This window comes from Pseudonocardia benzenivorans CB1190 (assembly GCF_000196675.2).
Lineage (GTDB): Bacteria > Actinomycetota > Actinomycetes > Mycobacteriales > Pseudonocardiaceae > Pseudonocardia > Pseudonocardia benzenivorans.
The window spans coordinates 588,004-608,848 of sequence record NC_015312.1 but is presented as its reverse complement, the minus strand read 5'-3'; the positions used below and the strand labels follow the sequence as shown (position 1 = coordinate 608,848).

General features: G+C 75.5%; 13 protein-coding genes. 7 read left to right on the top strand and 6 right to left on the bottom strand.

The window, feature by feature from the left end:
• Positions 1 to 8: 8 nt before the first annotated feature.
• From PSED_RS02870 to hrpA, 4 genes are all read left to right on the top strand, one after another.
• On the top strand, positions 9 to 833 hold the full coding sequence (locus PSED_RS02870) for a serine hydrolase domain-containing protein (RefSeq protein WP_013672761.1): 825 nt from the start codon (positions 9 to 11) through the stop codon (positions 831 to 833).
• A 153-nt stretch (positions 834 to 986) separates the two neighbouring features.
• Positions 987 to 1,490: a hypothetical protein gene (locus PSED_RS02865; protein WP_013672760.1), complete on the top strand. Its 504-nt coding sequence runs from the start codon at positions 987 to 989 to the stop codon at positions 1,488 to 1,490.
• A 369-nt stretch (positions 1,491 to 1,859) separates the two neighbouring features.
• Positions 1,860 to 2,120 carry a DUF8836 family protein gene (locus PSED_RS02860; protein WP_013672759.1) on the top strand — a complete coding sequence of 87 codons (261 nt, stop codon included), beginning with the start codon at positions 1,860 to 1,862 and terminating at the stop codon, positions 2,118 to 2,120.
• Positions 2,121 to 2,149: 29 nt separating this feature from the next.
• Positions 2,150 to 6,391 (top strand): ATP-dependent RNA helicase HrpA, encoded by a 4,242-nt coding sequence (gene hrpA, locus PSED_RS02855; RefSeq protein ID WP_013672758.1) that lies wholly within the window; start codon positions 2,150 to 2,152, stop codon positions 6,389 to 6,391.
• Positions 6,392 to 6,436: 45 nt separating this feature from the next.
• Here the strand turns inward: hrpA and PSED_RS02850 are convergent, their stop codons facing one another.
• Positions 6,437 to 7,135 carry a YoaK family protein gene (locus tag PSED_RS02850; RefSeq protein ID WP_013672757.1) on the bottom strand — a complete coding sequence of 233 codons (699 nt, stop codon included), beginning with the start codon at positions 7,133 to 7,135 and terminating at the stop codon, positions 6,437 to 6,439.
• Between the two features lie 61 nt (positions 7,136 to 7,196).
• Here PSED_RS02850 and PSED_RS02845 point away from each other — a divergent pair, with 61 nt between their 5' ends.
• Positions 7,197 to 8,387, top strand: a complete 1,191-nt coding sequence (locus tag PSED_RS02845) for an acyl-CoA dehydrogenase family protein (protein WP_013672756.1) — start codon at positions 7,197 to 7,199, stop codon at positions 8,385 to 8,387.
• On the opposite strand, the gene PSED_RS02840 is transcribed toward PSED_RS02845, so the two are convergent.
• From PSED_RS02840 to PSED_RS02830, 3 genes are all read right to left on the bottom strand, one after another.
• Positions 8,380 to 8,757 (bottom strand): rhodanese-like domain-containing protein, encoded by a 378-nt coding sequence (locus PSED_RS02840; protein ID WP_013672755.1) that lies wholly within the window; start codon positions 8,755 to 8,757, stop codon positions 8,380 to 8,382. The two genes, PSED_RS02845 and PSED_RS02840, sit on opposite strands and share 8 nt — an antisense overlap.
• Positions 8,754 to 9,281, bottom strand: coding sequence for a cysteine dioxygenase (locus PSED_RS02835; RefSeq protein WP_013672754.1), 528 nt, complete (start codon positions 9,279 to 9,281; stop codon positions 8,754 to 8,756). The genes PSED_RS02840 and PSED_RS02835 overlap by 4 nt, the downstream gene beginning before the upstream one ends.
• A gap of 220 nt (positions 9,282 to 9,501) precedes the next feature.
• Positions 9,502 to 13,707: a SpoIIE family protein phosphatase gene (locus PSED_RS02830; protein WP_013672753.1), complete on the bottom strand. Its 4,206-nt coding sequence runs from the start codon at positions 13,705 to 13,707 to the stop codon at positions 9,502 to 9,504.
• A 158-nt stretch (positions 13,708 to 13,865) separates the two neighbouring features.
• Between PSED_RS02830 and PSED_RS02825 the strand changes: the two genes are divergently transcribed.
• Positions 13,866 to 14,555 carry an acetoacetate decarboxylase family protein gene (locus PSED_RS02825; RefSeq protein ID WP_013672752.1) on the top strand — a complete coding sequence of 230 codons (690 nt, stop codon included), beginning with the start codon at positions 13,866 to 13,868 and terminating at the stop codon, positions 14,553 to 14,555.
• Positions 14,556 to 14,558: 3 nt separating this feature from the next.
• On the opposite strand, the gene PSED_RS02820 is transcribed toward PSED_RS02825, so the two are convergent.
• On the bottom strand, positions 14,559 to 15,404 hold the full coding sequence (locus PSED_RS02820) for an alpha/beta hydrolase (RefSeq protein WP_013672751.1): 846 nt from the start codon (positions 15,402 to 15,404) through the stop codon (positions 14,559 to 14,561).
• Positions 15,401 to 18,616, bottom strand: a complete 3,216-nt coding sequence (locus PSED_RS02815) for a carboxypeptidase regulatory-like domain-containing protein (protein WP_013672750.1) — start codon at positions 18,614 to 18,616, stop codon at positions 15,401 to 15,403. The genes PSED_RS02820 and PSED_RS02815 overlap by 4 nt, the downstream gene beginning before the upstream one ends.
• A 223-nt stretch (positions 18,617 to 18,839) precedes the next feature.
• Between PSED_RS02815 and malQ the strand changes: the two genes are divergently transcribed.
• Positions 18,840 to 20,783: a 4-alpha-glucanotransferase gene (gene malQ, locus PSED_RS02810; RefSeq protein ID WP_013672749.1), complete on the top strand. Its 1,944-nt coding sequence runs from the start codon at positions 18,840 to 18,842 to the stop codon at positions 20,781 to 20,783.
• Positions 20,784 to 20,845: the final 62 nt, after the last annotated feature.

Here is a 20,845-nt window from a genome sequence, read left to right as displayed (position 1 = left end):
ATGGCCGGGTGGCGGATCTGCGGAAATCGGTCGGTGCGGTGCTCGACTGGCCCGTCGGGCACGCCGCGGCGGCGGTCGTCGCGGCCGACGGCTCGACGCTCGCGACGGCGGGCGAGACCGGCCGGTCGTTCCGGCTCGCGTCGGTGACCAAGCTCCTCACCGCCTACGCGACGCTCGTCGCCGTCGAGGAGGGCGCCGTCGAGTGGGACCAGCCGGCCGGCCCAGAGGGCTCGACGGTCCGGCACCTCGCCGCGCACGCGTCGGGGCTGGCGTTCGACTCCGACGCCGTCCAGGCGGCACCCGGGGCCCGACGCATCTACTCCAACACCGGCTTCGCCGTCCTCGCCGAGACGATCACGGCGGCGAGCGGCATCCCGTTCGCCGACTACCTGCACGAGGCGGTCTGTGTGCCGCTGGGCCTCGGTGGCACCCGGTTGGAGGGGCATCCCGGGTCCGGGGCCGTCTCCACCGTCGACGACCTCGCCCGGTTCGCCGCCGAGCTCCAGGCACCGACGCTCGTCGCGGGATCGACGTTCGCCTCCGCGACCGAGGTCGCGTTCCCGGGTCTCGACGGCGTCCTGCCCGGCTACGGCCGGCAGAAGCCCAACGACTGGGGGCTCGGGTTCGAGATCCGCGGGCGGAAGTCGCCGCACTGGACGGGCACGGGCAGCTCGCCCGCGACGTTCGGGCACTTCGGGCAGTCGGGCACGTTCCTGTGGGTCGACCGGGACGCCGGCGCGGCGTGCGTCGTGCTGACCGACCGCGACTTCGGCCCGTGGGCCGTCGAGGCGTGGACGCCCTACACCGACGGGGTGCTCTCGGCACTGGACTGATCTGCGCGCGCCGGCCGACCCCGCTGCAGCGTCGGGCGCGGTCTCGCTAGATTCCCGACGGGCGCTCCACGACGACGGCGCGCGTCCGTCGCCCGCGGCCCCGACACGACCTCGGCACGACCTCGTCCACCCCGATCACGGAAGGCTGACGCCGTGCCCCGATTCGTCCTCCCGCTGCTGATCCTCGGCGACGTCGCGATCTGCGTGGTGCTCTACCTGGCCATCGGCTGGCCGGGGCTGCTCGTCGCCATCCCGTTATTGATCATGACGATCGTCGTGACGGTGGTGCTGCAGGGCAGCCGGATGCTGCGCGAGGCCGCGGCGGCCCGCCTGCAGGGGCGCTACCGGGTGGCCGGTGAGGAAGAGGACCCCGGCTGGTCCGGGTCCGGCCCCGCCGACTGGGACGACGCCTTCGACACGTTCGCGCCGGGGCGCCCGACGTGGGACCACTCCGGGCAGCCCCACCACGACCCGCACCACCCGGCCGGGTCCCCGTGGCCGCCGTCCTCGTCCGACCACCACGGCCATTCGCACTCCCACGGGTACTCGCACTCGCACGATCCCGGCTCGTGGTCGTCGTCGGACTCCGGGTCGAGCTGGTCGGACTCCGGGTCGAGCTCGTCGGACTCCGGGTCGTCGAGCTCGTCCTCCGACTGACCCCGGACCGACCGACCCCGGATCGGGCTGCCGCCCGGGAATGAACGCGCGGACCGTCGTGTTGACCAGGCTGTCCGAGCCGGGCGAGCCGAGTCCCCGGGCCTCGAAAACAACCGCCGCCACGGAATACCGTCAGGCTGGAGCCGTGGTGCGCCACTCGCCGCGAGGCGACCGGCGTCCGGTTCGGACACCCTCCCCCACCGGGAACAATCCGGCGGGCAGGAGGGTTGTAGGAAGCGTCCGGATCGGGTGACACCGTGTCCCCGGGTCCCACATGAGAACCGCCGCCGAGAGCGGCCTGCGCGCCGAGAGGCGACCGGCACCCGGTTCGGACGTCCCACACCTCCCGACGTACGTGAGAAGGACGGCATGAAGGGCGACCGGGTAGAGATCGTCATCGACGCGGGGAGCGGCACCACCCGCACCTACGACGTCGTGGCGACGCGTGCCGGGCGCCGGGTCGAGACCGTCCACGGCCGGGGCGTCGTCGAGGTCAGCGAGGTCACACGCGGCGGCACCACCGTCCGCACGGCCCGCTTCCTGGCCAACCGCGTGCTGGCACTCGTCGAGCACCCGGCCGCCGACGTGCCCGTCGCCGAGGAGATCACACCCGCCCTCCGCTCGGCCTGACCCGCACGACCAGGCACACTTTTCCCACGATGTCCTCCACCCGAGCCACCGACGCGCGCCGCGAGCGTCCCGCCGGTGACCCCCACGGTCCCGCCGTCCCTCCGGACACCGAGTCCGGCCCCCCAGGGGACGGCCGCCCGACCCGCGCCCGGCGTCCGCGCCGCCGCGGGTCCCGGGGCCGGAGCGCACCCTCCGGGGGCAACGCGCCCGGCCCCGCCGACACACCCTCCGGCGACCCCGCCCGGGGCGCCGCACCGACGGCGTCCCCCGCGCAGGGGCGCAACCGGTCCGCCCGTACGGGCGAGCCGACCGCGCCGCCGCTCCCCGACGAGGTCCTCGCCGATCTCGAGGACCGCATCCGGGCCCTCCCGCCCGACGACTCGCACCGCCTCGGCCGCAGGCTGGCCGGCGCCCGCCGCTCCGGGAACGGGACGGCGCAGGAGGCCGTCGCGCACTCGGTCGCGACCGCCGAGCACCGCCTCGAACGCCGACGCGCCGCCGTGCCGCGGATCGTCTACCCCGAGGCGCTGCCGGTCAGCGCCCGGCGCGACGACATCGCCGCCGCCATCCGCGACCACCAGGTCGTGATCGTCGCCGGCGAGACCGGCTCCGGGAAGACCACGCAGCTCCCCAAGATCTGCCTCGAGCTGGGCCGCGGCGTCACCGGGATGATCGGTCACACCCAGCCGCGGCGGCTGGCCGCGCGCACCGTCGCCGCCCGCATCGCCGAGGAGCTGGGCACCGAGCTGGGCGACGTCGTCGGCTGGAAGGTGCGGTTCACCGACCAGGTCGGCGACCGCACGATGGTCAAGCTCATGACCGACGGCATCCTGCTCGCCGAGCTGGCGGGCGACCGCATGCTGCGCCGCTACGACACGCTGATCATCGACGAGGCGCACGAGCGCAGCCTCAACATCGACTTCATCCTCGGCTACCTCACACGGCTGCTCCCGCAGCGTCCGGACCTCAAGGTCATCATCACGTCGGCGACGATCGACCCGGAGCGCTTCGCCCGGCACTTCGCCGCCGACGGCGAGCCGGCCCCGATCGTCGAGGTCTCCGGCCGCTCCTATCCGGTCGAGATCCGCTACCGGCCCGTCGTCGACCCCGACGACCCGGACGCCGATCCCGACCGCGAGGAGCTCGACGCGATCGGCGACGCCGTCGCCGAGCTGCAGCGCGAGGGCCCCGGCGACATCCTCGTCTTCCTGCCCGGCGAACGCGAGATCCGCGACACCGAGCAGGCGCTGGCCGCGCTCTCCTTGCGCAACACCGAGATCCTGCCGCTCTACGCCCGCCTCACGACGGCCGAGCAGCACCGCGTCTTCGCCCCGCACCCGGGCAACCGGATCGTGCTCGCCACCAACGTCGCCGAGACGTCGCTGACGGTCCCCGGCATCAGGTACGTGATCGACACGGGCACGGCCCGCATCTCGCGGTACTCGCGGCGGCTCAAGGTGCAGCGGCTGCCGATCGAGAAGGTGTCGCAGGCCTCGGCCAACCAGCGCGCAGGCCGTTGCGGCCGCACGTCCGACGGCATCTGCATCCGGCTGTACTCCGAGGACGACTTCGACGCGCGCCCCGAGTTCACCGACCCGGAGATCCTGCGCACCAACCTCGCGTCCGTGGTGCTGCAGATGATCGCACTCGACCTGGGCGAGATCGCCGACTTCCCCTTCGTCGAGCCCCCCGACCCGCGCTCGGTCGCCGACGGTCTGGCGCTGCTGCACGAGCTCGGCGCCCTCGAACCCGGCCGGCGGTCCCTGACGTCGATCGGGCAGTCGTTGTCCCGCTTGCCCGTCGACCCACGGCTGGGCCGGATGCTCGTCGAGGCGCACCGCGCGGGCTGTCTGCGCGAGGTACTCGTCATCGCCGCCGCACTGTCGGTGCAGGACCCGCGTGAGCGGCCCACCGAGCAGCGCCAGGCCGCCGATGCCGCGCACGCCCGCTTCGCCGCCGACGGCTCCGACTTCCTCGCGTTCCTGCGGTTGTGGGACTACCTCGCCGAGCAGCGGGAGGCCTTGTCGGGCAATCGGTTCCGTCGTCGGCTGCGCGAGGAGTTCCTGCACTACCTGCGGGTGCGCGAATGGTGGGACCTGCACGGCCAGCTGCGCCAGGCCGCACGCTCGGCCGGGATGGCGCCGACGGAGGGCGACGACGACTGGCCCGCCGCGGCCGACCGCATCCACACCGCCGTGCTCTCCGGGCTGCTCTCCCAGGTCGGCATGCTCGACCCCGTCGACGAGAAGGCCGGCAACGAGAAGGCCGGCAACGGGCGGGACCGCCGCGCGCAGCGGGAGTACCTCGGCGCGCGCGGGGCCAAGTTCGCGATCTGGCCCGGATCGGCGTTGGCGCGCAAGAACCCGCGCTGGGTGATGGCCGCCGAGCTCGTCGAGACCTCGCGGCTGTGGGCGCGGACCGTCGCCCCCATCAAGCCCGAGTGGATCGAGCCGCTCGCCGGACATCTCGTCAAGAAGACGCATTCCGAGCCGCACTGGTCGCGCAAGCGCGGCTCGGCCGTCGCGACCGAACGGGTGACCCTGCACGGCATCCCCGTCGTCGCGAACCGGACCGTCGACCTCGGCCGCATCGACCCCGAGCTCGCGCGCGACCTGTTCATCCGGCACGCGCTCGTCGAGGGCGACTGGGAGACGCGGCACCGGTTCTTCCGCGCCAACCGCGAGCTGCTCGACGACGCCGAGGACCTCGAGCACCGCGCCCGCCGCCGCGACCTCGTCGTCGACGAGGAGGTGCTCGTCGCGTTCTACGACGCGAGGGTCCCGTCCAAGGTCGTGTCGGGCAGGCACTTCGACGCGTGGTGGAAGCGCGAGTCGCGCCGCGACCCGCACCTGCTCGACTTCACCCCCGAGTTCCTGGCGACGTCGACCGCCGCCGAGGTCGACCGTGCCGCCTACCCGGACCACGTCGAGGCGGGCGGGCTCACCCTGCCGCTCTCCTACGCCTTCGAGCCGGGGCGCCACGACGACGGCGTGACCGTCGACGTGCCCGTCGCCGCCCTCCAGCAGATCGACCCGACGCCGTTCACCTGGCAGGTGCCGGGGCTGCGCGAGGAGCTCGTGACCGCGCTCATCAAGACACTGCCGCGCACCCTGCGTCGCCAGTTCGCGCCGGCGCCCGACCACGCCCGCGCCGTGCTGGCCCGACTGCAGGTCGGCGACGAGCCCCTGCTCGACGGGCTGGAACGCGAGCTGGGTCGCATGCGCGGCATCACGATCCCGCGCGACGCCTGGGAGCTCGACCGCCTCCCCGACCACCTCACCGTCACTTTCCGGGTGATCGACGAGAACGGCGCCGAGCTGGCCCGGGGTACCGACCTCGACGCGCTGCGCGACCGATTGGCCCCCAAGGTCCGCGAGGAGATCGCCGCCGCGGGCGCCGGCGTCGAACGGACCGGACTGACGACGTGGTCGATCGGCGACCTGCCTCGCGAGCTGGCGATCCGCCGGGGGCGCAACGTCGTCACCGGGTATCCGGGGCTCGTCGACCGCGGCGCGAGCGTCGACGTCCGGGTCTTCGCGACCGTCGCCGAGCGCGACGCCGCGCACCGCCGCGGGCTGCGCCGGCTGCTGCTGTCGGAGACCCCGTCACCGGTGCGGCAGGTGACCCGCGAGCTCGACAACGCCGCCAGGCTCACGCTGTCGCGCAACCCCCACGGCAGCGTCCCCGCGCTGCTCGACGACTGCGTCACCGCCGCCGCCGACCACCTGGTCGCCCGCGCCGGCGGACCCGTCTTCGACGAGGCCGGGTACGACCGGCTCCGGACCATCCTGCGGGCCCATCTGGCCGGGACGACGGTCAAGACCCTCGACGCGGTCCGCGTCGTGCTCGACCACTGGCACCGGGTGCAGGCGATGCTCGCCGACATGACCGCGCCGCCGCTCGCGGCGGGGGTGGCCGACGTCCGCGCCCAGCTGGCCGAGCTCACCGGGCCGGGGTTCGTCACGGCCGCGGGGCCCACCCGGCTGGCCGACGTGGCCCGCTATGTCCAGGGCATCGCGGTGCGGCTGGAGAAGCTGCGCGTCGACCCCGCCCGCGACGCCGCCTGGACCGCCGAGGTCCGGGTGGTCGCCGACGAGTACGACGCCGACCTCGCCGGCCTCCCCGCGGGCACCGACCCGCCGCCCGAGCTGCAGGAGGTGCGCTGGATGATCGAGGAGCTGCGCATCTCGCTCTACGCACACCCCATGCGGACGCGCCGTCCCGTCTCGATCAAGCGCATCCAGCGCGCCCTCGACGACGTCCCCGCCTGATCCCGGCCCGGCCGTCCGCTGGGCTCGACGGGGGATCGACCCGGGTCACGCCTGCCAGGGTGCCTCCTCGCGGGCGGAGACCGCGGCCGCCACGCACACGGCGAGCAGCAGGACCAGGACGACGGCCAGCGCGAGGCGCACGGTCGCGTGCAGGACCAGCAGCGCCCCGACGGTGGCGCCGAGGAACATCGTCGCCATCACCACCAGCCGGCGCAGCCCGGACTCGGCGAACTTGTCGTGGTCGGCGGTGATGCCGATGAGCGTCATCGTCAGCAGCGTCGTCATCATGTCGGGGACGGCCATCCGACGGGCGGTGACGTTCTGCACCGCCATGGCGATCGCCGCGATCCCGACGACGATCGTCCCGGCGACGGGGCCGTCCTCGCGCAGGTGCACGAAGAGCGAGATGACCAGGCACACGCCGATGAGCAGGCTCTCCACGGCGACCGCGTTGCGCAGCAGGAGCGGCCGGCTCCGGCCCCACCGGTCGACCAGTCGGCCCGCGAGCACAGCCCCGACGACGAAGCCGGCCAGCGCGCAGGCCGAGTTGCGCAGCGAGAAGCCGGGGGCCCCGGCGATGGCGAACCCGATGAAGACGACGTTGCCGGTCATGTTCGCGACGAACACCCGGCCGAGGGCGAGGATGCTGATCGCGTCGATCAGGCCGGAGACGAACGTCAGGACGAGCAGCATGGCGGGCAACGGCCCATGACGCTCGTCCGCGAGGAAGTTGGGCCGGTCCACTGTGGCAGTGAACCAGCGGCATCACCGCGCGGACAGCCCCGCACTGTGCGAGCCTTTCCGGATGGCCGAGTACGCGCACCTGGGCGAGGCGCTGGGGACCGACTTCTTCTCGGTGCGCGAGCAGTTCACCGCCGAGCAGTGGGACCGCTTCGCGACGACCCGCACGTTCGTCGACACGGAGGTGCTGCCCGGGGTCGGGGACCTCTGGGAGCGCGCGGAGCTGCCGTGGAAGCTGATCCGCAGGCTGCCCGAGCTGAGGATCGTCGGGGAGGACATCCAGGGGTACGGGGCCGCGGGCATGAGCCCGACGGCGTGCGGGCTCGTCCACATGGAGCTGCACCGCGGCGACGGGTCGCTCGGGACGTTCCTCGGCGTGCACGCGGGCCTGGCGATGCAGGCGATCGCGATGTGCGGGTCGGCGGAGCAGCGGGAGCGCTGGCTGCCGTCGATGTCCACGATGGACAGGATCGGGGCCTTCGCGCTGACCGAGCCCGACCACGGATCGGACTCCGTCGCGCTGGAGACCTCCGCGCGCCGCGACGGCGACCACTGGGTGCTCGACGGCCGCAAGCGCTGGATCGGCAACGCCACGATCGCGGACGTGGTCGTCGTCTGGGCCCGGGACACCGACTCCGGCGAGGTGCAGGGCTTCGTCGTCGAGACGCCCACCGAGGGATTCGCCGCCACGGCGATCACCGGGAAGCTCTCGCTGCGGTCGATCCAGCAGGCCGACATCACGCTCACCGGTGTGCGGGTGCCGGACGAGAACCGGCTCGTCGAGGCGCGCACCTTCGCCGACTGTGCCCGCGTCCTGGCCAACACCCGGGGGATCTGCGCCTGGATGGCGCTCGGCCACGCGACCGCGGGATACGACGCCGCCCTGCGCTACGCGATGGAGCGCACCCAGTTCGGCAAACCGCTCGCGTCGTTCCAGATCGTCCAGCAGCGGCTGGTGCACATGCTCGCCGACCTCACCGGGATGCAGCTGTACTGCATGCAGATCGGCCGGCTCGCCGACGCGGGACGGCTCTCGCCGACGGTCGCGGGCCTGGCCAAGATGAACAACACCCGGGCGGCCAGGCGCATCCTCTCGGAGGCGCGCGACCTGCTGGGCGGCAACGGGATCCTCCTGGAGCACCATGTGGCCCGACACTGGGCCGACATCGAGGCCGTGCACACCTTCGAGGGGACCGAGACGATCCAGACGCTGATCGTCGGCCGGGACGTCACCGGGATCGGCGCGTTCAGCTGACGGGCAGTCCCGCGGCCTTCCACGCCTGGAAGCCGCCGTCGAGATCGGTGGCGTTGTGCAGGCCGAGGTCCTGCAGCGATGCCGCGGCGAGGCTGGAGGAGTAGCCCTCCGAGCAGAAGACGATCCACGTCACGTCGTGATCGGTGGCCTCGGGGATGCGGGCGTCGGACGCCGGGTCGAGGCGCCACTCGATGTGGTTGCGCTCGATGACGAGAGCGCCCGGGATCGCGCCCTCGGCGTCACGCTGCCACTGCGGGCGGGTGTCGACGAGGATCGCCCCCCGCTCGCGCAGGTCGGCGGCCTCCCGCGGTCCGACGCGGCGCAGCCGCGCCCGGGCGTCGGCGAGCACGTCGTCGATCGTGCGGGTCATCCCACCCCCTGGGTCGAACCGGGCTCGGTCAGCTCGGAGCGGGTGCGCCGCAGCCGCCCGCCCGTCACGTCGTAGTACGACATGGCCGTCAGGGGCGGAGAGTACGCGTGGACGCTGACGGCGGCGTCGGCCGAAGGGTTGGACACCTCGTGGACGTGCCCGAGCCCGAAGCCGACCGACCGCCCGGCGTGCAGGGTGCGGGAGCGCAGACCGCCGGTCGACGCGGCCCAGAACTCCTCGGTCAGCCGCCCGGAGACGACGGTGAGCGCACCGAGCGACCCGGCGTGGTCGTGCAGCTCGGCTGCCTGCTCGGTCGCCCAGCTGATCAGCCACACGTCGACGAAGTCGTCGCCGTGCAGCCGCCGGTACCAGCGGCGCAGCGGGTCGATCTGCACCTCGTGCAGCCCGGCGCGCACCTCGGAGGCGACGCGGCGGGTCAGCGCGGTGAGGTCGGCGAGCTCGTACCCGGCAGGGCCCGGGAGCGCGCGGGCGGGCAGGGCGGGGCCGGGGGCGTGCAGCAACACGGTCGTGCTCCAGTGCGGGAGGTCGAACGGGGGGCCGGGATCAGATCCGGCGCCGACAGCACTGGTCGAACGAGTCCGCGCGGCGGTCGCCCCAGATGGGGCCGAGGAACGCCGCGGGATTCATGCCGGGAGTTCAGCACAGCGACGACGGAGAGTGCCACCTCGTCCCAGCTCGCGGGACCGACGCGCCGCCACGGATGGGAAATGTCCGACATGACCATCACGTTCCGTGACCGGCGCCACGATCCCCCTGGGACGGGGCGACGGTGATCACCTCGTCGAGGCCGGCCAGCCGCAGGATGCGCCGCGCCGCGCTGTCCGCCGGGCTGACGACGGTCACGCCCGCACCGGCGGCCCCGCCGCGTTCGGTGAGCTCGGTCAGCAGCGCGACGCCCGCGCTGCTGACGTAGCAGTCCGCCGCGAGCTCCAGCACGAGCGGGGTTCCGGCCGAGACGCGTTCGAGCAGCTCCGACCGGACCTCCTGGACACCGGCGAGGTCCAGGTCGCCGCTCACCTCGACGTGGACGGGCCCCGCCCCGGACCGGATCCGCGGCACGGGGACCGGGGCCCGCTGCACCCGCGGCGACCAGGCGCGCCGCGCCCCGGCGCCGACCTGGACCTCGACGGGCTCCGGCGGCATCCGGAACGTCACGACGGTCCCTGCCGGGCCCGCCGCGACGTCGACGTCGCGGGCGAGCTCGCGGATGAGCGCCAGCCCCCGGCCGCGGTAGCCGGGATCGGCCGGCGGCGGGCGCCATTTCCCCTCGTCGGCGACCCGGACGGTCACGGTGGCGTCGGACGTCAGGTCGAGGTCGACCCGGACGATCCCGCCCGCGCCCGGTGGGTAGGCGTGCTCGACGGCGTTCGTCGCCGCCTCCCCCAGCGCGAGCTGCAGATCGGTGAACGCGGCCTCGTCGACCCCGGCCTGGGCGCACCACCGCGCCACGACCCGGCGCAGCCCGGCCAGCTCCTTCGGCTCGGCCGCCAGCTCGAGGCGCAGCGGTGCCGGCAGCAGCCGGGCGAGGACCAGCGCGGTGTCGTCGGGCACGGCGCTGCCCTCGGACATGCGGTCGAGCAGCGCGTCGGCGCTGGGCTCCGGACGCGTGCCGACGAGCCCGCCGAACACCGCGGCCAGCCGGTCCATGCCGTCGTCGATGACCTCGTTGCGCCGTTCGAACAGGCCGTCCGAGCAGAGCAGGATCGTCTCGCCGGGGTCGAGCCGGTCGTCGGCCTCGACGAAGGGCGGACGGCCGAAGACGCCGAGCGGGGTGCCGCGGCCGTCCGCGAGCAGGCGCACGCCGTCGGGGCCGCTGACGAGCGGTGGCGGATGGCCGGCGCACGCGTAGCGGAGGTCGCCGGTGCGGCAGTCGATCGTCGCGCAGACGACGGTGCTCGCCATCGCGCCCTCGACCCGGCGCGCGAACAGGTCCAGCTGCTCGAGCGCGTCGGCGGGCTGCTGGCCGTTGACGAGGTTCGCGGCGAGCGCGCTGCGCAGCTGGCCCATCACCGCGGCCGCCGCCGGCCCCCGGCCCACGACGTCGCCGACGACCAGTGCGAACCGTTGGTCGCCGAGGTCGAGCACGTCGAACCAGTCGCCACCGGCCTCGGTGCCCTCCGTCCCGGGCTGGTAGCGGGTGGCCATCGCGAGCCGCTCGGTCTCGGGCAACCGCTGTGGCAGCAGGCTGCGCTGCAGCGTCACCGCGACCTCGTGCTCGGCCTGGTGCAGCCGGGCCCGCATGACGGCCTGCGCGCACTGCCCGCCCAGCGTCAGCACGAAGCTGCGCCGTTCCGGGGTGAACCGGGGCCGGTCGGCGAAGCGGAAGCCCAGCACGCCGATCGTCCGGCCGCCGACGAGCAGGGGGATCGCCGTGTGCGCGGGCCAGGGCCCCCCGACCGGGTCGACCGACCAGATCGGCTCGCCGGAGCGGACCGACGCGGCCAGCGGGTGCGCGGCGCTCGGCGAGAGGAACTCCGCGGCACCCTCGGGCCAGCCACGCCCGCTCACCGAGCGCAGGACATCGGACTCGTCGGTCAGGCAGACGACGACCGCCTCGGCCTCGAGTGCCGAGAGCCCGTGGTCGACGATCACATCGGCGACCGACTGCAGGTCGGTGGCCCGGGCGAGCGCCGTCGCGACGTCGGAGAGCCGTTCGGCGACGCGTCTGCCTTCCGTCTCGGCCACCAGCAGCGACGAGCGGTCCAGCGCCTGCGCGGCCAGCTCGGCAACTGCCGTCGCGGCCTCGCGGTCGCTCGGCGAGAAGGTGCGCGCCTCCCGGAACGCGACGGCCACCACCCCGACGTTGCGCTGACCGACCGCGAGCGGCAGCAGGCCGACGGCACCGAAGCCACCCGGCCGGCCCTCGACCAGCTGCGGCCACCGTTCCCGCACCTCGGCGGGGGTCGACAGCCAGATCGGGGCACCCGACTCGACGACGCGCGACACCGCGCCCGAGTCCGACAGCGGGACCGACGACCAGGCCCGCTGCGCCGACAATCCCCACCCCGACCGGGTGAGCACCTCCAGCCGGCCGTCGCGCAGCTCCCAGACGCCGACGACGGGGGCGCCCAGCAACGTCTCCATGTGCCGGGCGGCGATGCGCGCGACCTCGGCCGGGGTGGCGGCCGCGGACATCTCGGCGGTCGCCCGGTGCAGCAGCCCCAGCCGTTGCGCCGACGCCCGTTCGAGCTCCAGGAGCCGGGCGTTGTCGATCGCGACGCCCGCCCGGCGGCCGATCTCGGTGAAGACCTCGCGGTCGTCCTCGGTGAACGCGGGCGAGCCCTCCGCGCGGGCGACGCCGAGCAGCCCCAGCATCCCGCCGCGCGCCGTCAGCGGGACCGCGAGCACCGAGTGCATCCCGAGCCGCCGCCACATCGGCTCGGGATCGTCGTCGACGAACAGCTCGCGCGGGTCGAACACCCGGGCTTCGTGAGAGCTGAGCGTCTCGCGGCGCAGCGCGGGCGAGCTGACCAGGTCGAACAACATCGCCTCGGCGTCGCGGTGGGCGGCGGCGACGGCCGTGACGACCAGCGCGTCGTCGCTGCCGCCCTCGTGTGCCCTGGCGTGGTCGGCGAGACCCTCCGCGACGACGTAGCGGGCCAGCGCGGCGAACCGTCCGGACGCGGTGAGCTCGGCGTCGAGCGCATCGCCCAGGACGGCGTAGAGCCGGTGCCGACGCTGCTCCCGGTGCCGCTCGTCGATGTCCAGGCAGCCGCCGACGTAGCCGGTGTCGCGGTCGCCCGCCGAGATCGGGGCACCCCGGTCGAGCACCCAGCGGTAGCCGCCGTCGCGGTGCCGCAACCGGAACTCGACCTCGAACGGCGCGGCCGCCTCCACCGCGGCGGCCGTCACCGCGCGGTGGCGGGCGCGGTCCTCGGGGTGGATGCGTTCGCGCCAGTCGGCGAGCTCGGTGACCGGGTCGGTGACGCCGGTGAAGTCCAGCCAGCCACGGTTGACGAACACCCGGTGGCCGCCGGCGTCGTCGACCCAGATGAGCGCGGGCGTGGCGTCGGCGGTGGCCCGGAACTGGAGCTCGGCGGCCCGCCGGGTGCGGCCGAGGTGCAGGTGGTTGGCGACGCGGGCCAGCAGCTCCCGCGGGGAGAACGGCGTCACCAGGTAGTCGTCGGCGCCCGCGGCGAGACCCGACACGGCCGCTTCCTCGCCCGCCTGCGCCGACAGCAGCACGACGGGCAGACCCGCGGTCCGGGCGTCGGTGCGCAGCGCCCGCAGCAGCCCGATGCCGTCGGTGCCCGGGAGCGCGACGTTGGCGACGACGAGGTCCGGCGGCTCCGACAGGGCCGACTCGAGCGCCTGCTCCGCGTCGGCGACGGCGTGCACGGTCCAGCGCTCGGCGAGCAGCCGCAGCAGGTGGTCACGGGTCGCCGGGTCGCTCTCGGCGACGAGGACCCGTTCGTGGCTGCTGGGGAACGGCTCGGGCGCCGCGGGCAGCCGCACCGAGCGGCCGGACTCGCGGACGACGACGAGGACCCCGCCCACCGTGCCGTCGGTGTCGCGGACGGCGCTGTAGGCGTGGTCGCGCAGCACCTCCTCGTCGAGGCCGCCGCGACGGACCGTCACCGCGTCGTCGCGCCGTTCCCGGGCGACCCCGGTGCGCAGCACCGCCCGCAACGTCGGGCCGTAGCGGCGCCAGGCCCCGTCCGCGACGTCCTCCGCACGCCTGCCGAACACCCCCGGGTGCAGGTCGCCGAGACCGTCGGCCATCGCGTCGTTGTAGAAGACGACCAGCTCCGGGCCCCAGCAGAGGATCATCGGCTGCGGCGACGACCGGATCGTCGCGAGCGCGTGCGTCAGCGCCGCGGGCCAGGCGGACTCCGGCCCCAACGGGGTCGACGACCAGTCGGTCCGCGCGTGCAATGTCGCGACGTCGGGTAGCACGCCACTCGCCGGTGGGCCCGACGGCTCGGCCACCGGCACCTCCCTGGATGAACGACGACTGGAGAACGACGACACACCGGAGACCACAGATTGCCATCTCCCGCCGATCCCGGCACGGCGGCCCGCTCGGGCCGGGCCGGTCACCGCCGCGCGGTTCCGCCCGCGAGGACCCGCCCGGTAGGAACGACGGGATGAGCACCCAGGAGCACATCGTCGAGGGGCGCCGGGTCACGTTCCCGGTCCGCATCCGTGACGCGGCGGCGTCGGCCGCGGTGTACCCCGTGCGTGCCGACCGGGTCCGGCCGCTGGTCACCGGGACGGGTCTCGACGTCGCCGCAGCGGCCGGGCGCACCCTCGCCGTGCTCGCATTCGTGCGCTACCGCGTGAACGACCTGGGGGTGTACGACGAGGTCGGGCTCGCGGTGCCGGTCCGCCGTCGCGGGCGGCTCGGTGCCCACGTGCTGCACCTGCCCGTCACCGCGACGTTCACGATGGCCGCCGGGCGCGCCCTGTGGGGGCTGCCGAAATGGCTCGCGACCGCCGAGCTGTCGGTGGAGCCGAGCCTGACGACGTGCCGCCTCGACGCCGCGAGCGGCCGGGTCCTCGACGCGGCCCTGCGGACGTCGTCACCGCGACTGCCGTTCACCCTCCCCGCCCGCGTGACGACGCTCGCGCCCCGCGGCGACGTCGTCCTGCGCTCGGTCGCGCGCGGCACGGCGCGGGGCGTGCGGCTCGGCCACAGCGCGGGCCTGCGGATCGGCGACGGGCATCCGATGGCCGCCGACCTGCGCGCGCTCGACCTGCCCCGGCGGCCCCTGGTGACCGTCGGGATCGAGCACCTGGCGTTCGAGATGGCGCCCGCGGTCGCGCTCCCCCGCTGACCGCTACCGGTGTGCGGCCAGCCAGTCCCGCAGGTCGGCGAGGGGCCGCTCCCGCTCGGGCTCGTTGTAGATCTCGTGCCAGAGGCCCTCGTACCAGCGGACGGTCACGTCCGGGGAGCCGATGAACGTCTGCAGCCTGCGCGTGCCCTCGGGATCGGTCAGCTGGTCGGCGGTGCCGTGCTGGACGAGCACCGGCAGCCGCAGCGACCGGGACCGTTCCGGCAGTGTCGCGAACCGTCCCACCAACCGCGACGCCAGGCCCAGCGTCGGGTTGCCGTGATGGTTGAGCGGGTCCGCCTCGTAGTCGGCGACGACGGCCGGGTCCTTGCTGATCTTCGTGACGTCGATCCCCGACGGGCGGATCGTCGGCAGCACCTTCGCGACCTGCGTCAGGACCGCGACCAGCGGCTTCGGCGCCGCGTCGCTCGCCAGCGCCGGCGCCGAGAGGACGAGCCCGGCGAGCACGTCCTGGTGCTCCAGCGCATAGGACAGCGCGATCTGACCGCCCATGCTGTGCCCGAGGACGAACACCGGCAGGCCCGGCCGGCGGGCGACGACGACCTTGCGGAACGCGTCGAAGTCCGACAACCAGTCCGCGTAGTCGTCCAGGTGCGCGCGCCGTCCGTTGGACCTGCCGTGGCCGCGGTGGTCGAGGGCGTGGACGGCCCAGCCGTCGGGCACGAGCGCGTCGACGACGTTGCCGTACCGGCCGCCGTGCTCGCCCAGCCCGTGCGAGACCAGGACGACGCCCGTCGGCTCGGCCGGCTCGGTGCCCTGCCAGAACAGCTCGACCCCGCGGGCGCCCGGCAGCCGACCCTCGACGTGCCGAGCCCCGCCCCGGCCGGTCATCCGCCCTGCCCGTCCACCGCCGCGGTCGACGGCTCGAGGGCGACGTCGTGGGTCACCGTCGTGCCCGGCTCGACCGTGACCGTCGCGGACGACGCCGTGTGCCCCGCGGCGGTGACCGCGACGGTGTAGGCGCCCGGGGCGAGGTCGCCGACGCGGTAGTCGCCCGTCGCCGCGGACTGCGTCGACTCGACGACCTCGCCCTCGTCGACCAGCACGACGTTCGCCCCGCCCAGCGGGCGGCCCGCCGCGTCGCGAACGACGCCCGCGAGCGCCGCCGACGACGCGAGCACGAGCGTCGCCTCCCCACCGTCGCCGGCGCGGACCGTCGTCACCGCGGGCTGGTGGCCCGACGCCGTCGCGATGACGACGTAGTCGCCCGGCCGCGGCGCGACGAGCTCGCCACGACCGTCGTCGCCCGCCGCAGTGGTGGCGAGGTCGTGGCCCTGGTCGTCGAGGAGCCGGACCGTCGCGCCCGCGACGGGAGCACCGTCGCGACCGGCCGTGCGGAACCGCACGGTCGCCGGGGGCACCGGCTCGTCCGGCTCCGGGAGCGGCGGGACCGGGGCCATCGGCACGTGGGGGGTCGGGGGGCCCAGCTCGACGACCGGCGCGGCACCCGGCCGCGGGTTGGGGTCGGCGAACCCGAGCGTGCGCAGCAGGGACAAGTCGACGGCCGCGTGCTCCGCGGCCCGGCTCGCCGGGTCGGCGCGGCCCCCGAACAGGGACCGCACCCCGGCCCCCGCGAGCCCGGCCGCCGCCTCGCCGGAGCCCGGGGTCGGGCCGGGAGCCGCCGAGCCGGGAGTCGCCGAGCCGGGGGCGCCGTTCACGGCCGACGTCGGCGACTCGTTCCCGGCGGGCGCGGCAACGGACGCGCCGAAGGCCGGGGCCGGCTCCCGCGTCGTGGTCGTTGCGCGGCTCTCGTTGCTCTCGGAGTCGTCGACGTCCGCCCAGTCGGCCCACCCGGCCAGGGCGTCGTCGGTGTCCGGCCGGGTCGGGGCGGGGGTGGCAGCGGCGGCGTCCGCGGCCGGGCCGGCAGACATCCGCTCGATCGCCGGGCCCGTGGCGAGGCTGGCGATCGACGCCCCGGTCGCGATGGCCGGCCCGGACGACGGGGAGACCCCGCCCGCCCGGTCGGAGCGGGTGGTGTCCGAGCGGGCTGTGACCGGACGCGCGGTGTCCGGACGGAGGGCGGCCGCGACGGCCGCGGTTCCCGTGGCGGCCGCCACGGCAGTGGTCGTCGCGGAGCCGCTCTCGGTGGTCTCCGCCGAGCTGGACCCGGCCTCGCTGGACTCGGCGGCGCTGGACTCGGCGGCGCTGGACTCGGCGGCGCTGGAGGCTGTGCGCGCCGGTACCGGTGCGCCGGAACCGGCGCCGCCCAGCCCGGGACCGCCGCTGCCGGAACCGTTCGCGGTCTCGCGACCGGGGGCCCGGTGCGGCTCGGGCGCGCCCGCTGCGGCTGCGGTGTCCGGCCGGCCGAGGCCGGCGGTCGCCGCGAGGCCCTCGACCCGGTCGACGGGCGCACCATCCGCGACGTCGGATACGGCTCCGACCGGACGGGCGCCGGTCACGTCGGCGCGCTCCGCATCGGCGGCGCCGGCGGACTCGGCACCGTCGGCAGCCGCGGCCCCCGGCCCCTCGGTGCTCGACGACGCGTCGACCGGCCCGTCGGTGGACGCCGTGGCCGGGCGGTCGCCGGATGCGGAGGACGGCTCCTGCTCGGATGCCTCCGTCCCGGTCGACCGCCGCCCGATGACCGCGGCAGCGGCCGCGGCCAGCCCGGCCGCGCCGGGAAGCACGATCTTCGCGACGCGGCCGGTCGTGGTCGGCGGCCCGGTCCCGGAGCCGGCAGTGCACTCAGCGGCTCCGGCGTCGGACGGCACGGGCTCCGCAGCGGCGGACGCCGCCGGAAGGTCCGGGTCCGACCGAACCGCAGCAGCACCCGCCGACGGCGGGGCAGCCGTCGCCGAACCGTCCGAGGAACCCGGCCCTGCACCGTGCTCGCCCACGCCGGGCCCGGCGGGCGGCAGCGTGGTCGCCACATCGTGCGCCGCGACGCCGCTGCCGGGGACCCCCGTCGAACCCGTAGCAGCCGGCCCGGCACCACCGGCCGCCGGCGCCGTCCGCGACGTTCCGGTACGACGGGATGCGTCCCCGGCGAGATGCCCCGCAGCACCGGCCGCGGCGATCCCGCCCACGAGCGCGGCAGCCGTCCCCGCTCCGCGCGGCGTCGGGTCGGCGGCTGCGTCGGCGCCCGGGGAGGGGCTCCCCCCGGTGACGGTCGCGGCGTCGGCGGAGCTGCCCGGCTCGCGCCAGGCCGTGGCGGACGATCCCGCCGACGTCGGCGTGTCCCGGCCGGTACCCGAGGGGCTGCGGCCGGTCTCGTCGCCGGGCTCACGCCAGGCGGCCGTCGGAGCAGGCTCGGAGCCCTTGGCCGCCAACGGTTCGGCCGCCCGGACGGTCCGCGCGACGGGGCGCGGCGCGGGCAGCTCGGACGCCGGGCCCACCGCGCTGTGCGCGCCCGGACGGCTGCGCGTCGCGGCCGGCGCCTCCGACGCGGCGTTCTCGGTGCCGGGGCCGTCGCCGCCCCGGTCGGCCTTCTGCCGGTTCGGCGAGGCCTTCTCCCGGCCCACCGGGGCGAGCCATCGCCAGTCGGGCTGTTCGCGGTCCGGGTCCGGCACGGGCTCGGACACCGCGGGCAGGACGAGGGAGCCGTCGGGGATGCGACCCCACGGCGGGCTCACGTCGCCCGGCTCGACCGTGACCGGCTCGACGGTCTCGGAGGCACGGGCGGCGGCGGGCAGCGGCGTGACCGTCCGCGGCTCGGGCACCTGGGTGCGCGGCCGCGGGCTGGGCGCGGGCGTCACCGCGGGGGCGGTGCCCCGACCGGCGGTCGCGGCCGTCGCGGTGTCGGCGGTGGTGTCGACGGCGGCCGTGTCCGAGGAGGCGCCCGCGGGTGCCGACGTCGGCGCAGAGGCGGGCGTGGCGTCGACGGCGCCGGCCGCGGCCTCCGGCTCCGGGACCGGGGGCGGCGCCTGCTCGGCGGTCGCGGGCTCGTCCTGGCGGTCCGCCGACTCCGCCTTGAGCCGCACGAGGTCGCCGACGGTGCGCGGCCCGTCGGAGGGGCTCTCGCCCCGCGTGGTGCGCAGCATGAAGAACGCGACCAGCCCGCCGACGACGATCACGCCCAGCAGGATCAAGCCGATCTCGGTCATCGAAAACTCTCTCCCGCCAGATCGGTCGGCACGGCCCACCCGAAGCGGCGACCGTAGCACCGCGTGCGGACCGTTTCCGCTGTGCCGCACCGTTCCGGGGACAGGTCCACGCGGTCGGGCGCGTCCCGACCGAGCCCCCGCACGGCGCGTGTCGACGGACTCGGCGACGATCGTCGCCTGCAGCCGCCGACGACGGGGCTCCGAGCCCTCTGGAGGACCACGCGTGAACCGTCCCGACGACGATCTCGCCGCCCTCGCGGCCGCCCACGGCGTCGCCACCTCCTACCGCGACGGGGAGCGCCGGGAGGTGGTCGTCGACCCGGAGGTCGTGGTGCGGGTGCTGGGCCTGCTCGACGTGGACGCGACGACCCCCGCCGCCCGCCGCGCCGCGCTGGAGCGCCGGGGCGCGGTCGCGGCCCTCCCGGGGACGATCGCGATGCGTCCGGACCGCGCGCGTGCCGTGCCCGGCCTGGGCACGCTCACCGACGAGTCGGGCGCCGTCCGACCCGTCGACGGCGAACTCCCGACGGGCCTGCCGCTCGGGTACCACACCCTCGAGCTCGACGGACGTCGGTCGACCGTCGTCGTCGCCCCGCCCGCGCTCCCGGCCCCGCCGCGCACCTGGGGCTGGATGCTCCAGCTCTACGCCCTGCACTCCGCACGCTCCTGGGGCATCGGCGACCTCGGCGACCTGCGCGAGTTCGCCGACTGGACCGGCCGGGCCCACGGCGCCGACGCGGTGCTGCTCAACCCGTTGCACGCCATCACTCCCGTCCCGCCGGTGCAGCCGTCGCCGTACACCCCGTCGAGCAGGCGGTTCGTGACGCCGTTGGCGTTGCGCGTCACCGATGTCGACGCCTACGCCGCCGCCGACGCGGCCACCCGCGCGGAGGTCGACGCGTTGCGCCCGGAGACCGTCGGCGACCGCATCGCCCACGACCGGGTGTGGGCGGCCAAACGATCGGCCCTGGAGCTGCTGTGGCGCTCGACCGGCTCCCCCGGACCCGCGGACGCGGACGACGAGCTGTGGGAGTTCGCGACGTACTGCGCGCTCGCCGAGCGGTGGGGCGGACGCTGGACGCTCTGGCCGGCGGGCCTGCGCGACCCACGCGACCCACAGGTCGCCGCCGCCCGCCGCGAGCTGGCGCCGCGGGTGGCGTTCCACGCCTGGCTGCAGGAGCAGGCGTCGCGCCAGCTGGGCCGGGCCCGCGCCGCCGCCCGGGACGCGGGGATGCGGATCGGCCTCATCGGGGACCTCGCCGTCGGCTGCGATCCCGAGGGGGCCGACGGCTGGGCCCTGCAGGACGTCCTCGCTCTCGACGTGACGGTCGGCGCCCCGCCGGATGCGTTCAACCAACGCGGCCAGGCGTGGGGCCTGCCGCCGTGGCGGCCCGACCGGCTCGACGCCACGGGCTACGCCGCATACCGCAATCTGTTGCGCGCCTTGCTCACCCATGCCGACGGCCTGCGCATCGACCACGTCGCCGGGCTGTTCCGGCTGTGGTGGGTCCCGCCCGGTGACGGCCCGGACCGCGGTACCTACGTGCACTACGACGCCGACGCGATGCTCGCCGTGCTGACGCTGGAGGCCCACCGGGCGGGCGCGGTCGTCGTCGGCGAGGACCTGGGCACGGTCGAGCCCGAGGTCACCGAGGCCCTGCAGGAGCGCAACATGCTGGGTTCGACGGTCATGTGGTTCGCCCGCGACGAGGACGCGCCGGGGGAGCCGCTCCTGGCCCCGGGACGCTGGCCCGAGCAGGCCGTGGCGACGATCTCGACGCACGACCTGCCGACGGCCGCGGGCTTCCTGCGGGGCGAGCACGTGCGGGTCCGGGCCGACCTGGGCCTGCTCGACGACGTCGCCGCCGAGCAGGCCCGCGCCAGGGCGGACCGGGCGGAGCTCGTCGCGCTGCTCGTCGCGGAGGGTCTGCTCGAGGCCCCCGACGCCGGCGAGGACGAGATCATCGTGGCGATGCACCGGATGTTGGGGCGCAGCCGGTGTCGGCTCGCGCTCGTCTCCCCGTACGACCTCGTCGGCGAGGTCCGCCAGCCGAACCTGCCCGGCACCGTCGACGAGTACCCGAACTGGCGGCTGCCGCTGGGCTCCTCGCTGGAGGACCTGCGTCAGGACCCGCGCATCGCCGCGGTCGTGCCGATCCGCGAGTGATCCACAGACTTGTCCACAAATGGATCCGTCTGTGGACAACTCATGGGGACAACTCATGGGGA

Excerpts from the sequence above, each read along its gene's own strand:
- PSED_RS02860 (WP_013672759.1), top strand. The coding sequence starts at position 1,860 with ATGAAGGGCGACCGGGTAGAGATCGTCATCGACGCGGGGAGCGGCACC.
- hrpA (WP_013672758.1), top strand. The coding sequence starts at position 2,150 with ATGTCCTCCACCCGAGCCACCGACGCGCGCCGCGAGCGTCCCGCCGGT.
- PSED_RS02845 (WP_013672756.1), top strand. The coding sequence starts at position 7,197 with ATGGCCGAGTACGCGCACCTGGGCGAGGCGCTGGGGACCGACTTCTTC.
- PSED_RS02840 (WP_013672755.1), bottom strand. The coding sequence starts at position 8,757 with ATGACCCGCACGATCGACGACGTGCTCGCCGACGCCCGGGCGCGGCTG.
- PSED_RS02825 (WP_013672752.1), top strand. The coding sequence starts at position 13,866 with ATGAGCACCCAGGAGCACATCGTCGAGGGGCGCCGGGTCACGTTCCCG.
- PSED_RS02820 (WP_013672751.1), bottom strand. The coding sequence starts at position 15,404 with ATGACCGGCCGGGGCGGGGCTCGGCACGTCGAGGGTCGGCTGCCGGGC.
- PSED_RS02815 (WP_013672750.1), bottom strand. The coding sequence starts at position 18,616 with ATGACCGAGATCGGCTTGATCCTGCTGGGCGTGATCGTCGTCGGCGGG.